This window comes from Neorhizobium sp. PAMB6716 (genome assembly GCF_058242805.1).
Genome location: NZ_CM177835.1, coordinates 1,191,779 through 1,205,884, shown reverse-complemented (window position 1 = coordinate 1,205,884; position 14,106 = coordinate 1,191,779). Strand labels below are relative to the sequence as shown.

Below are 14,106 nucleotides of genomic sequence, written 5' to 3'. Positions count from 1 at the left end.
AAGTCCATGTCGGTTTTTGCCGCAGGCGGTGGTGAAGCGATTGCCTCAGAACTGTTCGAGGCTGAGATCGATGCGACTTGCAGCGCCCAGCAGGTGGACGCGCATGGCGTTTCGCGCCCGCTGCGCATCGCGGCTCGCCACGGCGTCGCGCAGCACCACATGCTCGGCAATCGTCACCTCGACGATTTCCTCGAGCACCGCACGCTCGCGCGCCGCATTGATCGCATGGCTGATCCGCTCGGCGATGAAGCCGATAAACATCGCGAAATATTCGTTATGCGTTGCCTCTGCAAGGGCGCGGTGAAAGGCAAGATCGGCCACGACGCCCTGCGCGGTCCACTTTTCCGCCCCGGTCATGGCCGAAAGCGCTTCATCGATCCGCGCCATATCCTCCGGCGTGTGATGGAGTGCTGCAAGCCCCGCCGATTCGATTTCCAGCGGCACACGCAACTGGAACAAGGCGCGAAAGCTTTGCGGCTCCGACAGTTCGCCGTCCTTGATGCGGATCAGCCAGGCGGAGCGTTCGCTGACGAAAGCACCAACGCCCTGGCGGGTTTCCACCAGCCCCTCGTTGCGCAATTGGGCAATAGCTTCGCGAATGACGGAACGGCTGACGCCAAGGCTTTTTGCCAGAACATGCTCGGTCGGCAGCTTTTCGGACGGCTTCAGGCGACCTTCGTTGATCTCGGTCGCCAGCCGTGACGCAATGCGGGTCGGCAGGTGCTCGTTGCGCCTGATCTGCCCGATCATGGTCTGACCGATATCACTCGACATGTCTGCCTGCCCCCTTCGTGCGCGTTTCGTGCGCAAATGCGGTTGTTCATCAATCGGTGCGATAATTCAATTGGCAACCGGGGTTCATGATCAGGTTCGGATCCACGGCCTGCTTGATCGCGGCCAAAAGACGCGCCTGCGTATTGGGAAGCCTTGCAAGAAATTCGGTTTTCTTCAGCCGACCGATGCCGTGTTCGGCACTGATCGATCCGTCGAAACTGTAGAGGACCGCGTTGATGGCGGTCTTGGCCGTGTAGATCCGTGCCGCAATCTCTTCAGCCGACAGGCCGGACGGCGGCAGGACGTTGAGATGGACGTTGCCGTCGCCGACATGCCCATAAGAGACGCAGAGGCAATCGGGCAGCTTTTCCATCACTGCCGCTTCTGCCTGTTCCACGAAGGCCGGAAGCTTCGACAGGGGCACGGAGACATCGGTGCGCAGATGCGCGCCGCGCCTCGCCTGCCCCTCGTTCATCCCCTCCCGGAACAGCCAGAGGCTGCGGGCCTGCGCCCTGGAGGAGGCTACGACGCCATCGGCCACCAGCCCGTCTTCCATCACCCCTTCGAGGAAGCGCTGCATCAGGTCCTCAATATCGACAAGGCCCGAGCCGGAAATCTCCATCAGAACATAGGCGGGATAATCCCCTCGGATCGGCATCACGAGATCCGGCATGGCTTCGCGCGCCAGCGTGAAGGCGACCGGTGGCATGAATTCGAAGGCCGACATGAGATCGCAGCAATCACGCCGCGCGCGCCGGTAAAGCGTGATCGCATCCGAAAGCGCATTGAGGCCGACAAGCGCGGTTGCGACCTGCTCCGGTGCCGGCATCAGCTTGACGGAGACTGCCGTGATGATGCCGAGCGTTCCCTCGGCACCGATGAACAATTGCTTGAGGTCGAGCCCGCGATTGTCCTTGCGCAGCGTCGACAGGCCATCAAAAACCGAACCGTCAGGCAGCACCACCTCGAGGCCGAGGACCAGATCGCGGGTCATGCCGTAGCGCAGCACGTTGATGCCGCCGGCATTGGTCGAAACGTTTCCGCCGATGCGACAGGAACCCTGCGCGCCCAGCGAAAGCGGAAAATAAAGCCCGGCAGCCTCCACCTTGTCCTTGAAGTCCGACAGGATGGCGCCCGCCTCGACCACGGCGGAAAAGTCGTCGGCGTCGAGGCGCCGTATGGCGGTCATGCGTTCCAGGCTGATGACCACCTGGCCGGCGGGATCATCGGGTGTTGCGCCAAGAACAAGACCGGTATTGCCACCCTGCGGCACCAGCGACAGGCCAAGTTCGGCAACGGCGCGAACGGCGGCCGATACATCTTGCGTCGTGCGCGGCCGGATGACGGCAACCGCCCCGGTCGTGACGTCGCCATGCCAGTCGCGGCAGTAGCGCGTGACCTCCGGTCCAGCAAGCACAAGGTCCTGCCCCAACAGTCGCGACAGACGCTCTGCACGCCCATCAGCAGATTGCAGGTTCACGCCTTCCGGCTGGTTTCTCGGCTGATCTCCCGACATGGCTTTCCCTCTCCCCAAACGACGACCGCTCTCGACGCGCGATGCATTTGCTCGATAAACTGGTTTTCAACGGCACCATATAAGGTTATCTGACAACCTTACAATTGAATTTTGCCGTGCAGCCGTCGGCAAGAGGATCTGGAAAAACCAAGGAGGAGAAACGCATGCACATTCTTATCATCGGCGCTGCCGGCATGGTTGGCCGCAAGCTTGCCGCGCGATTGACCCGCGATGGCACCCTCGGCGGCGAGCCCGTCGACGCGATGACGCTGGTCGATGTCGTTGAACCGGAGGCTCCGGCGGGATTTGGCGGCCGGGTAGCGCTGGAAACCGTGGACCTTTCCATGCCAGGCACCGCAGAAACGCTCATTGCCGGGCGGCCAGATGTCATCTTCCACTTGGCCGCCATCGTCTCCGGCGAAGCCGAGCTTGATTTCGATAAGGGCTACAGCATCAACCTCGATGGTACGCGCATGCTGTTTGACGCGATCCGCAAGGCCAATGGAGAGGATGGTTACCGCCCCCGCCTCGTCTTCACCTCCTCCATCGCCGTGGTCGGCGCGCCGCTCCCCTTCCCCATTCCCGATGATTTCCACACAACGCCGCTGACGAGTTACGGCACGCAGAAGGCGATCTGCGAACTTCTTCTGTCGGATTATTCCCGCAAGGGCTTTTTCGATGGCATCGGCATCCGGCTTCCCACCGTCTGCATCCGCCCGGGAAAGCCGAACAAGGCGGCCTCCGGCTTTTTCTCCAACATCCTGCGCGAGCCGCTGGTGGGTGAGGAAGCGGTGCTTCCGGTTTCAGAGGATGTTCGCCACTGGCACGCCTCGCCGCGATCGGCCGTCGGCTTCCTGCTCCACGGCGCAACGATTGACCTTGAAAGCGTTGGCGCCCGTCGCAATCTCTCCATGCCCGGTCTCAGCGCCACGGTGGGTGAGCAGATCGAGGCGCTGCGCCGGGTGGCGGGCGACAAGGCCGTGCGCCTCATTCGCCGCGAGCCGGACGAAATGATCATGCGCATCTGCGCCGGTTGGGCCCCGGGCTTTGAGGCAAAAAGGGCAAGCGCACTTGGCTTTGTGGCGGAAAGCTCGTTCGACGAGATCATCCGCATCCATATCGAGGACGAGCTGGGAGGCAGCCTGTGAGCAACGCAAGCAAAAGGCGCATCGCCTTTCTCGGAACGGGGCTGATGGGCGCCCCGATGGCGCGGCGGCTTCTTGCCGCAGGATTTCCGGTCACCGTCTGGAACCGCGATGGCCGCAAGGCAGAAGCGCTGGTGGCCGACGGCGCCATCTGCGCGGCTGATGCGGCAGAAGCCGTCGCGGATGCGGACATCGTCTTTACCATGCTGTCAGACGGTTCGGCCGTCGGCGCCGTACTTTTTGACGGCGGCGTTGCCGACGCCCTGAAGGCGGGCGCCATCGTCATCGACAGTTCCTCCATCGCCCCTGATATAGCCCGGGATCATGCGCTTCGGCTGGAAAAACTGGGCATTGCCCATGTTGACGCCCCCGTTTCCGGCGGCGTCGTTGGCGCGGAAGCCGGCACGCTCGCGATCATGGCCGGCGGCGACCCTGATGTTCTCGAAAAGCTCGCCGATGTCTTTGCACCGCTCGGGCGTCTCACCGATGTCGGCCCCTCCGGCGCCGGCCAGATCTGCAAGCTGGCCAACCAGCAGATCGTTGCCATCACCATCGGCGCGGTTGCGGAAGCCATGATGCTGGTGGAAGCCGGCGGTGCCTCGCGGGAAAAATTTCGCGAGGCTATCCGCGGCGGCTTTGCCGAAAGCCGCATTCTCGAACTGCACGGAAAACGCATGGTGGACCGCCAGTTCCAGCCCGGAGGCCCCTCGCGCCTCCAACTGAAAGACCTCAATGCGGTGGCTGCCACCGCCGAAAGTCTGTCCCTGGAGCTTCCGCTTTCCATGGAGGTCCGCCGGGAATTTAAGGCTTTCGTGGAGGATGGTCACGGCGAGACGGACCATAGCGGCCTAATTCTCCATCTGGAGAAGATCAACCGGCGCGAGAAATAATTTCCTTCGAGACGATGCAGGCGGGGCCTTTGGCGACCCCGCCTGCTGATGATCAGGCTCGCACCGCTCAGCGCGCCGCCCAGCTTGCACCGCGCCGAAAGATCGTGCGCATCTGCGGCACGTCGAATTCCTTGGCGACGTGGCCGAGCGAGGAATAGAAGACGCGGCCCTTGCCATAATGGCGTTTCCACACGACGGGCATCACCACCCCATCGATCCAATAGGCGTGATCGCCGCGAAATGTCGTTGTCGCCAACACCTCGTTGGAGGGGTCGACATGCATGTAATATTGCTCGGACGTGTAAGGGAAATCCGCGATCCCCTCCATCAGCGCATCGTCGGGGCGGGTAATGTTGACGGTGTAATCGATGATGTTGCCGGGATGGGCAACCCATTGCCCGCCGATGATGAACTGGTACTCGACGCATTCGCGAAACGCATCGCCGGCCCCGCCGTGATAGCCGGCAATGCCCACGCCGTTTTCCACGGCGGCCACCAGGTTCTTTGCCTCCTCCTTCTCGATCTTCGACATGGTCATGATCGGCACGATCAGCGACAGGTCGTGGATCGACGGATCGGCAAAGGCTTCCGTGGTGTTTTCCAGGTAGACCTTGAACCCATCCTCCTGGAGAATATCCCGTATGACATGGGCGCATTCCTGCGGTTCGTGGCCGCTCCAGCCACCCCAAACGATCAAAGCTTCACGCATGTCAGTCTCCTCCCAAATTGACTTAGCGGGCCAGATGCCCGTCGATCAGCGACTGTGAAAGCGGCTGAGGTCGCTCGGGTCTGGTGGTGATGGTCACGGTCTCGCCGGTTTCTGCCGCCGTGCCGAAGGCCTCCATCACTTCCAGAATATGCAGCGCAAGATCACCGTTTGCCCGGTGCGGACGACCGGTGAGAATGGCATGCGCCATGTCGGCAACGCCGAGCGAGCGGTAATTGCCATCCGCATAGGGTTGCGTGGTCGGCTGCGGCTCAAAACCTCCGCCCTTCTTCAACAGCTCGATATCGCCGCCAAAATGGTTCGGGTCGGGAACGATGAGCGTGCCTTCGGTGCCGTAGATTTCGAGCGGCACGTGTCTGTGGCCGGCGACATCAAAGCTCATGCCGATCTGCACCACGGCACCACATTCAAACGCCATTACGCCAGAGACATGGGTGGGGATGTGGACGGGGATTTTTTCGCCATTGCGCGGCTGGCTGGTGATGATGCGCTCGCGGCGTGGCGCAATGGCAAAACCCGCCACCTTCGCCACCGGCCCGAGCAGGTTGACGAGATCGGTGATGTAATAAGGCCCCATATCGAGCATCGGCCCGCCGCCGGCCTCGTAATAGAAGTCGGGATTGGGATGCCAGCGTTCATGCCCCGGGCACATGAAGGTGGCGGTGCCGCCGACGGGAACGCCGAGCACGCCCGTATCCATGATGGCCCGCGCCGTCTGGTGCGCACCACCGAGGAAAGTATCGGGGGCGGCGCCGATGCGAAGCCCGCTTGCCTTTGCGGTCTCCGCAAGTGTTCGTCCCTCGGCAAAGGTGACGCCAAGCGGCTTTTCACTATAGGTGTGCTTGCCCTGCGCCAGCGCCTGCAGACCGACCGCCACATGCGCCTTTGGCACCGTAAGGTTGACGATCAGCTTGATTTCCGGGTCAGCCAGCAGTTCATCGATGCCACGCGCCACCAGATTGAACTCGCCGGCCCGCTGTTCGGCAAGACCGCGATTGAGATCGGCGATGCCCTTGATGTCGAGAACGGGAAACGACGCCATGGCCTTCAGATAGGCCGATGATATATTGCCGCATCCGATGATGCCGATGCCGAGCTTATCCATGTTTCTCCTCCAGAATGGATATGACGGGGCCCTCCGCGCCACCTTAGACTTGATGGCCCTGCCCTGCTGGCGGTTGTAAGCCAGAGGCCTTCGACGACATAGCGGCAGCCGATAAAATCTCTTCGTTCAAAGCCCTCAATGCATCGACCTGTGGCACCCGAACCGCTAGTCCCCTTCCTTAACTACACAGCCGAGCAAAATGTTCACGGCCACTGGGCGCCCGTCGTCGTCAGGTATATCGCGTAGAGCGATTGCGTGGCGGTGATATAGAGCCTGTTGCGCCTCGGTCCCCCGAAGGTGAGGTTGGCGACCGTCTGGGGGACGAGGATCTTGCCAAGCAGCGTGCCATCAGGCGCAAAACAATGCACGCCGTCGCCAGCGCTGGTCCACAGATTGCCGGATATGTCGAGGCGAAATCCGTCTGGGAGGCCCTTGTCGATGACAGCAAAGACCCGGCTGTTTTCAAGCTTTCCATTATCAAGCACATCGAAGACGCGGATATGGCTTGGCCAGTTCTTGTCATGGCTTGAGGCGGAATCGGCGACATAGAGCTGTTTTTCATCCGGCGAAAACGCAAGGCCGTTCGGCTGGCCGAAATCATCGACGACAATGGTCAGCTCCCCCGTTGCCGGGTCGAGGCGAAAGACATTGTGTGTCGCAAGCTCGGGCTCCGCCTTGTAGCCTTCATAGTCCGACAGGATGCCGTAGGTCGGATCGGTAAACCAGATGCTGCCATCGGATTTCACCACCACGTCGTTCGGCGCGTTGAGGCGCTTACCTTCGAAGCGATCCGCCAGCACGGTGATGCGGCCATCCATTTCGGTGCGTGTCACCCGGCGTCCGCCATGCTCGCAGGTGATCAGCCGGCCTTGACGGTCACGCGTGTTGCCGTTTGCGAAATTGGAGGGACTGCGCAGGACCGATATGCCGCTTTCAGGCACATAACGCAGCAGCCGCTGGTTCGGGATATCGCTGAACACGAGGCAATCGAGATCGCCAAACCAGACGGGGCCTTCGGCCCAGCGGCAGCCGCTGTACAACTCTTCGAGTGCGGCGCTCGAGACGATCAGATTGCGGAAGCGGGGATCATGGATCTCGTAGATCCCGGTGCGGGCGTGCGACATGGGCTATCCGGTTGGCTGGTGTGAGTGTCTGAAGGTCAGCGTGTCGAGCCGGCCGGCCGGCTGGCTGCCACGATGACGCAGATGATGATGAGGCCGGTCATGATCAGGCGCACGCCGGCGCCGAACCCGTAGGTGTTGAGCATGGAAACGACAAGGAACATGAACAGCGAGGCGCCCCAGATGCCGGGAACGTTGGAATTGCCGCCGGCCACCGCCGAGCCGCCGATGACGACAACGGCAATCGACATCAGGAGATATTCGGCACCCATGTTCAGCGCAGCACCGCCGGAAAAGCTTGCCAGCAGATAACCGCAGAGCGAGGCCAGCACGGCGCAGATCACATAGGTTGCGAGGCGACATCCATCGACCGCAATGCCGGCCATGCGGGCGGCAAAAGCGTTCTGGCCGATGGCGGAAATCCAGCGCCCGAACATCGAGCGATCCAGCAGCCACCAGACGGCAAGCGACAGCAAAAGCGCGATGATAGCCGTATTCGGCACGCCAAGCGTCGAGGAAGTGCTGAAGGCGGCAAGCGCTTCCGGCGGCTTTACCCGAAGGCCGCGATTGTACCAGATGGCCGAGGACTGCACGAGAAAGCTCATCGACAGGGTCGCGATGATCGGGGGAATGCGCAGAAACTTGATCAGGGCATAATTCAGGACGCCGATGACAAGGCCGATGGCAATGGAGGCGGCAAGACCGAGAAGGATCATATTGTCCTGCCCGTCCATCAGCTTCAGCGCCACCGTGCCCGACAGCGTGATGGTGGCGGGAACCGACAGATCGACATTACCAGGCCCCAGCGTGATGACCAGCATCTGGCCAAGGCCGACAATCACCGAGAAGGCCGCAAAGGTCAGCGTCGCCTGCGACAGGCTTGCGGTGCTGGCGCCGCCGGTAAACAGGATCGTCACGATCCAGGTGGCAAAAGCTGCAACGAAGGACCAGGTCCAGGGCTTGCGGGCAAGGAGGCGGAAGCTGTTCATGATGTCTTCTCCTGCCGTCCGCCGCGGTTGATGACAAGCCGCAGGGCCAGCACGATGATGAGGATGCCGCCCTGCGCGCCGATCTGCCAGTCAGGCGAGATGCGCAGAAACGAGAGGAAGGAACCGGCAAGCGTCAATGTCAGGGCGCCGATCACGGCACCGATGGGCGAAACGCGGCCACCAACAAACTCTCCGCCGCCGAGGATGACGCCGGCAATCGACAAAAGCGTGTAGCGCAGCGCGATATTGGCATCCGCCGAGGTGGCAAGCCCGACCAGCGCCATGCCGGCCAGAACGGCAAACACCGCAGCCGTCGCATAGGCCGCCCCTTTGAGCGCCAGCACCGACCAGCCGGCACGCCCGACCGAGCGGCTGTTGCCGCCGACGCCGCGCAGGAGAACGCCGAAGGTGGAGCGCATGATCAGCAGGTGGGCAATAACGGCAATCACCACGCTGGCGACGATGGCCATCGGCACCATAGGCGGTTTGGAGACCATCAACGCGCGCAGCCAGACCGGTGCCTGCCCGCCGGGTGCCGGCAGGATCAACACCGCAAGCCCGCCCCAGACAAAACTCATGCCGAGCGTAACCACGATGGATGGCAGATCCCGCAGCGTGATGATGACGCCAAGGAGCGCATAGATGCCAACGGCACCGGCCAGAATGAGGATGGCAACAAGCGGCTGCTGCGGCATGTAGACGGCGGTAACGCAGGCCGCAAAGCTGACAAACGTGCCCATGGAGAGATCAAGGTCGTTCACGGCCATGATGATCATCTGGGCAATGGTGGCAAGTGCGATGGGAACGGCGAGATTAAACAGCAGGTTGAGGCCGTTATAGCTCATGGCGCGCGGCTGCATGTAGAAGACGGCGGCCAGAAGCACGGCGAGCGACACGGCGGGGATAAGGATCGGCAGAAGGCCGGACAGGGTTTTCCTCATGCGGCTTCTCCCGAAAACGAGGCGGCAAGGATGTTGTCCTCGGTCACGGCGTCGCCCTCCAGCTCGGCAACGATGGCACCGTCCCTGAACACATAGACCCGGTCACAGAGGCGCATTTCGTCCATCTCCGTGGAATACCAGATGAAGGTCCGCCCAGACTGGGCTTCACGCCTAAGCGTGGCATAGACCTCCTGCTTGGTGCCGATATCGACGCCGCGCATCGGATCGTCCATCAGCACGATGGCGGCACTGCCAGCAAGTGCGCGGGCAAACAGAACCTTCTGCTGGTTGCCGCCCGACAGAGACAGGATGGGATTTGTCATATCCGGCGTGCGGATGCCCATGCGGGATTTCCAGTCTTCGCCATGCGTGGCCTCGCGGCCGGTATCGACGGCGGTAAGCTTCGACATCGACGGCAGGTTGCCGATCGAGAGGTTGCGCAGGATGCTCCACAAGGGAAACGTGCCGTTCAGCGCGCGGTCGCCGGCAACGAACGCCATGGGCTTTTGCTTGGATGGAAACCACTTGCTGCTGCTTTCGGCAAAGAGATCGAGCAGCATCGTCGTCTGGCCATGGCCGCCAAGACCGGCAAGCCCGATGATCTCGCCCTTGCGGGCATAAAACGGCGTGGACGATCCCTTGGCCGCGGCAACATCGATGACTTTTTCGCCTGATGTGCCAGAGGCTGCGGCATTGCGGGCGGTTTCCTTCACCACGCTGCCCATCGCTTCCACCAGGCTTTTGACGGTGAATTCGCCGGCTGCGCGCGAGGCAACGACACGTCCATCCTTCATGACGACGATGCGGCTGGAGGTGGAGAGGATTTCTCCCAGAATATGCGAAATGAGCAGCACGGACCCGCCTGCCCGCACGAACCGGCGCACATAGGCCATCAGCTGTTCGGCAAGCCCGGCATCCAGCGACGATGTCGGTTCATCAAGGATCACCAGCTTTGGATCTTCGGTCACGTTCACGAAGTTGATGGCGATTTCCACCATCTGCCGTTCGGCGATCGAGAGCGAGCCGACCGTTGTGAGACAATCGACGCCGTGGCCGGGAAAGATTTCGTCCATGCGGGCGCGGATCAGGGACTGTGCGCGCTTGCGCCAGCCAAGGCCTTTCAGCCCGGCATGCATCAGGCGGGTGTTTTCCACCACGGTGAGGTTGGGGCAGAGCGACAGTTCCTGGAAAACGCAGCGAACACCATGGGCGCGCGCCGTCGAGATGCCGCCGCCGGGCTCACCTTCGTAGAGGATTTCACCCTGGTGCGGCGAGAGCCCGCCATTGATGACGTTGACGATGGTGGACTTGCCGGCACCGTTATGGCCAACGAGACCCACCGCCTCGCCGGGGCGGATTTCAAAATCGACGCCATCCAGCGCCTTCACCGCACCGAATTCGACACGAACCTGGCGGATCGACACCACCGGTCCGGTTGCTGACACATCAGTCATTCCACGCTGCCGTCTTTTCTTTTGAGAATAGGACACGAAGCTGCTCCACCCGGCGCAAAACCGCCGGATGAAGCTGCGGGAGGAACGCCCTTCGGCGATCACGTCATCGATGCATTTACTTCGCTGCTGCGATCACGGCCTTGGCGTCTGCGAGCGAATACTCGACATTGGCAACGCCGCCCTTCTGGGTCGTCTCGAGGTTCTTTTCGAGATTGGCCTGATCGATGCGCAGGAACGGCACGGTGAGATCCTTCTTGACCTGCTGGCCGTCAAGGATCTGCTGCGCCACCCAGAAGGCAAGCGTCGAAACACCCGGCGCAATCGAGACCGACATGGTCTCATAACCGCTGGCATCCTTCTGCTTCTTCCACCATTGCAGCTCGTCTTCGCGGTTGCCCATGACGATGACAGGCGTCGGACGCTTGGCAGCCTCGAAGGCCTGTGCTGCACCGTAACCGTCACCCCCCTGCGTTACCACGGCGGCAATTTCCGGAAGGCTCGGCAAGAGGCCCGCGACGGCGCGCTGCGCCACATCCTGCGCCCAGTCGCCATGCACGGAACCGACGATCTTGAACTGCGGGAACTTGGCGACACCTTCGTGGATGCCGGCGGAAATCTCGTCATCAACGAAGACGCCGGCCAGACCGCGGATTTCGAGAAGATTGCCCCCCTTCGGCAGCTTGCCGGCCAGATATTCCACCTGGCTGCGGCCCATTTCCTTGAAGTTGACGGCAATGCGCCATGCGCAGGGCTCGGTCACGATGCCATCGAAGGATACGACCGTGATGCCGGCATCACAGGCTTCCTTCACGGCGCCATTGAGGGCCGTCGGTGAAGCGGCATTGATGACGATCGCGTCATAACCCTGCAGGATCATGTTCTGGATCTGGGCGGCCTGTTCGGTCGCCTGGTTTTCTGCCGTGGTGAACGGATCGGCAGCAGCCACGATGCCGGATTTCACGGCGTCCTTCGTCACCTTGTCCCAGCTGGTCAGCATGGCCTGGCGCCAGGAATTGCCGGCGTAGTTGTTGGACAGGGCGATTTTCTTTGCCGAGGTTTCGGCATGCGCCGAAAACGCAACAGTGCTCAGCATCGCGGCAGCGGTTGCCGCAAGAACGAATTTCATGGTCATGTCTCTCTCCCTCGATGCCGGTCCTGCCGGCCACTTCCGGCGCCGCTCCTCAACGACGTTTCCCCAAAAGCTCTTTTCCCTGGAGCGGTTCTCCAGTGCCGGCAATGATGCTCGAATTGCGAAATGCTGTACAGGCGGATTACAGCAAACCACCTGCGGGTTACCGCAGATCAGATGCGGTTTCCCGCAGGACAGAGACCTGCCATAAGGACTTAATGGAGATAAGCGATGCGCCGTCCGGGAGGGGATTTCGCGTATCAGGAGGAAGACATGCTCAAGGATGCGTCGGCCTCGTCGTTCAGGCAATACCTGACGATTGCACGGCTGCTGGCGGGACAGCTGGATTTCCAGTCGGCCATCCGCGCGGTCGCCAAGGAAATTGCCCTGATCATTCCGCATGATCACATGGACGTCTGCATCATCACGCCCGGCAGCACGTTTCATACCGCCTATGAAAGCGGGCTTGAGACCGACTGGAGCAAGCGGCCTCCGGCCCTCATCGGCCAGAGCCCGATCCGCGCGCTGCTGGTTGGCGAAGTCGACCGGTACATCACGCCGGATGCCTCACGCGACCCGCGATTTCTCTTCGAGGGTTCGTTTTCAGACCCGATCCGCGAACATGGCCTGAAAAGCCGGCTGCATGTGGCTCTGAAGGTGCGGGGCGAAACCATCGGTGCGCTGTCTTTTTCCAGCCTGACCGAAGACGATTACAACACGCGCGATCTTGCCCACGCGCAATCCATCGGCGACCTGCTGGCACCGTATTTCTTCGCAATCCGCGCCGCCGAACAGGCCAAACAATCGGCCATCGTCGAGGCGGCCGCACGCGTGCGTGAGGAAGCACTGCGCCAGGGGGCCGCGCGGCTGACCGAGTTGCTGGAGGCCGAACGCCAGCGCATCGGCATGGACCTGCACGACCAGACGCTGGGCGACCTGACCCGCTTTGCCAAGCGGCTGGAGCGGCTCAGCCTCATGGAGAGTGTGCCGGGGGAAAAGCTTGAGCCGCTGTTTCGCAGCCTGCAGCAATCCATGCAGGATCTTCGCCAGATCATCGAACAGGCGCGGCCCTCCGTGCTGCAACTCTTCGGCCTTGTGGATGCCATCGAAAATCATCTCGGCCGATCGATCCGCGATAGCGGGCTTGCCATGACGTGGGGGCTTTATGACGAGAGCAAGGGCGAAAGCGGCCGGCTGTCTGCCAATGTCGCCATCACCCTCTTCCGCATCGCGCAAGAGGCCATCAACAATGCCGTGCGCCATTCGCAGGCGAACCGCATCACGGTTGCCTTTTCGCTCGAAGACGACGTGCTGGCGCTCGAGATCTCAGACAATGGCATCGGCATCAGCAAGGCGGCAAGCGCAGGCGGCAGTGGGCTCGACAACATGCGGGTGCGCGCCCGCCTGATCGGCGCCCGGTTTTCCTGCGGCAACGAGGCCGCGAAAACCTACGTGCGGGTGAAACTGCCGATTACGGCGGAGGAGGAAACGCCATGAATGTTCTGATCGTCGAGGACGACCCGCTGCACCGCTCCTACCTCAACGAAGCGGTACGGCTGGCCCTGCCGGAATGCGAGCAGGTGCTGGAGGCCGAGGACGGCAGCATGGGCGAGCGGCTTGCGCGGGAACATCGGCTCGAGCGGATCGTGATGGACCTGCAGATGAGCCCGCGCAACGGCATCGAGGCGGCCCGCACGATCTGGCGGGAGCGGCCGGAAACCCGCATCCTGTTCTGGTCCAACTATGCCGACGAGGCCAATGTGCGCGGCATTTCACGCATCGTGCCGGATGGTGCCGCCTATGGTTATGTGCTGAAATCGGCCTCGGATGAAAGGCTCCGGCTGGCGCTTCGCTCGATTTTCATCGAGGCACAATGCGTGATCGACCGCGAAGTGCGCGGCATGCAGCAAAAAAGCCTCGGACGCCTGCAAGGTTTTACCGAGACGGAATATGAGGTGCTGGTCGATATTGCGCTTGGCCTGACCGACCGCGTGATCGCAAGGCGGCGCAACCTGTCGCTGCGCAGCGTGCAGAACCGCCTGCAGCAGATCTATGAAAAACTCGGCGTTTACGATCGCGCGGATGCAGGTGCAGAAGCCCGCTACAATTTCCGCTCCCGCGCGGTCACCGAAGCCTTTTTGCGCAAGTTGCTCAACCAGACCACGCTGGAGCGCGCAGAACAGGACCTGCAGGACTGGTTGCGCCGCCATGCCCGCCTGCTGGATGATCAAAAGGGGTAACAAGCGCAAGGCCTCTGCTGCGGCGCGCGGAACATCGCCCGCAGAGCCTCGTTAGCTCAGTCAGCATCCAAAGGA

Annotated in this window: 13 protein-coding genes; 4 read left to right on the top strand and 9 right to left on the bottom strand. The window is 61.8% G+C overall.

All coding sequences use genetic code 11. The features are described 5' to 3' along the window. Nucleotides 1-45: 45 nt before the first annotated feature. Entirely contained in the window at nt 46-774 is a 729-nt protein-coding gene (locus AC4CWH_RS05835; RefSeq protein ID WP_491320782.1) for a FadR/GntR family transcriptional regulator, read from the bottom strand. A 49-nt stretch (nt 775-823) separates the two neighbouring features. Continuing rightward, entirely contained in the window at nt 824-2,290 is a 1,467-nt protein-coding gene (locus AC4CWH_RS05830) for an FAD-binding oxidoreductase (protein WP_491320781.1), read from the bottom strand. A gap of 164 nt (nt 2,291-2,454) precedes the next feature. Between AC4CWH_RS05830 and denD the strand changes: the two genes are divergently transcribed. Both denD and AC4CWH_RS05820 read left to right on the top strand, forming a co-directional pair. Continuing rightward, complete coding sequence (denD, locus tag AC4CWH_RS05825; RefSeq protein ID WP_491320780.1) at nt 2,455-3,438, top strand: D-erythronate dehydrogenase; 984 nt, start codon at nt 2,455-2,457, stop codon at nt 3,436-3,438. Then, nucleotides 3,435-4,325 carry an NAD(P)-dependent oxidoreductase gene (locus AC4CWH_RS05820; protein ID WP_491320779.1) on the top strand — a complete coding sequence of 297 codons (891 nt, stop codon included), beginning with the start codon at nt 3,435-3,437 and terminating at the stop codon, nt 4,323-4,325. The genes denD and AC4CWH_RS05820 overlap by 4 nt, the downstream gene beginning before the upstream one ends. Nucleotides 4,326-4,392: 67 nt before the next feature. Here the strand turns inward: AC4CWH_RS05820 and AC4CWH_RS05815 are convergent, their stop codons facing one another. The 7 genes from AC4CWH_RS05815 to AC4CWH_RS05785 all read right to left on the bottom strand — a co-directional run bounded on the left by AC4CWH_RS05815 (nt 4,393) and on the right by AC4CWH_RS05785 (nt 11,788). Continuing rightward, complete coding sequence (locus AC4CWH_RS05815) at nt 4,393-5,034, bottom strand: ThuA domain-containing protein (protein ID WP_491320778.1); 642 nt, start codon at nt 5,032-5,034, stop codon at nt 4,393-4,395. Nucleotides 5,035-5,056: 22 nt separating this feature from the next. Beyond that, nucleotides 5,057-6,157, bottom strand: coding sequence for a Gfo/Idh/MocA family protein (locus tag AC4CWH_RS05810; RefSeq protein WP_491320777.1), 1,101 nt, complete (start codon nt 6,155-6,157; stop codon nt 5,057-5,059). Nucleotides 6,158-6,360: 203 nt separating this feature from the next. Next, complete coding sequence (locus AC4CWH_RS05805) at nt 6,361-7,281, bottom strand: SMP-30/gluconolactonase/LRE family protein (protein WP_491320776.1); 921 nt, start codon at nt 7,279-7,281, stop codon at nt 6,361-6,363. 35 nt (nt 7,282-7,316) lie between these two features. After that, entirely contained in the window at nt 7,317-8,267 is a 951-nt protein-coding gene (locus AC4CWH_RS05800) for an ABC transporter permease (protein ID WP_491284750.1), read from the bottom strand. Then, nucleotides 8,264-9,208: an ABC transporter permease gene (locus tag AC4CWH_RS05795; protein ID WP_491320775.1), complete on the bottom strand. Its 945-nt coding sequence runs from the start codon at nt 9,206-9,208 to the stop codon at nt 8,264-8,266. Before AC4CWH_RS05795 ends, AC4CWH_RS05800 begins: the two co-directional genes overlap by 4 nt. Continuing rightward, nucleotides 9,205-10,662, bottom strand: a complete 1,458-nt coding sequence (locus AC4CWH_RS05790) for a sugar ABC transporter ATP-binding protein (protein ID WP_491320774.1) — start codon at nt 10,660-10,662, stop codon at nt 9,205-9,207. Before AC4CWH_RS05790 ends, AC4CWH_RS05795 begins: the two co-directional genes overlap by 4 nt. Nucleotides 10,663-10,777: 115 nt before the next feature. Then, entirely contained in the window at nt 10,778-11,788 is a 1,011-nt protein-coding gene (locus tag AC4CWH_RS05785; RefSeq protein WP_491285293.1) for an ABC transporter substrate-binding protein, read from the bottom strand. 276 nt (nt 11,789-12,064) lie between these two features. On the opposite strand from AC4CWH_RS05785, the gene AC4CWH_RS05780 reads away from it, so the two are divergent. After that, nucleotides 12,065-13,288 carry a GAF domain-containing sensor histidine kinase gene (locus tag AC4CWH_RS05780; RefSeq protein WP_491320773.1) on the top strand — a complete coding sequence of 408 codons (1,224 nt, stop codon included), beginning with the start codon at nt 12,065-12,067 and terminating at the stop codon, nt 13,286-13,288. Further along, on the top strand, nt 13,285-14,031 hold the full coding sequence (locus AC4CWH_RS05775) for a response regulator transcription factor (protein WP_491320772.1): 747 nt from the start codon (nt 13,285-13,287) through the stop codon (nt 14,029-14,031). The genes AC4CWH_RS05780 and AC4CWH_RS05775 overlap by 4 nt, the downstream gene beginning before the upstream one ends. Nucleotides 14,032-14,106: the final 75 nt, after the last annotated feature.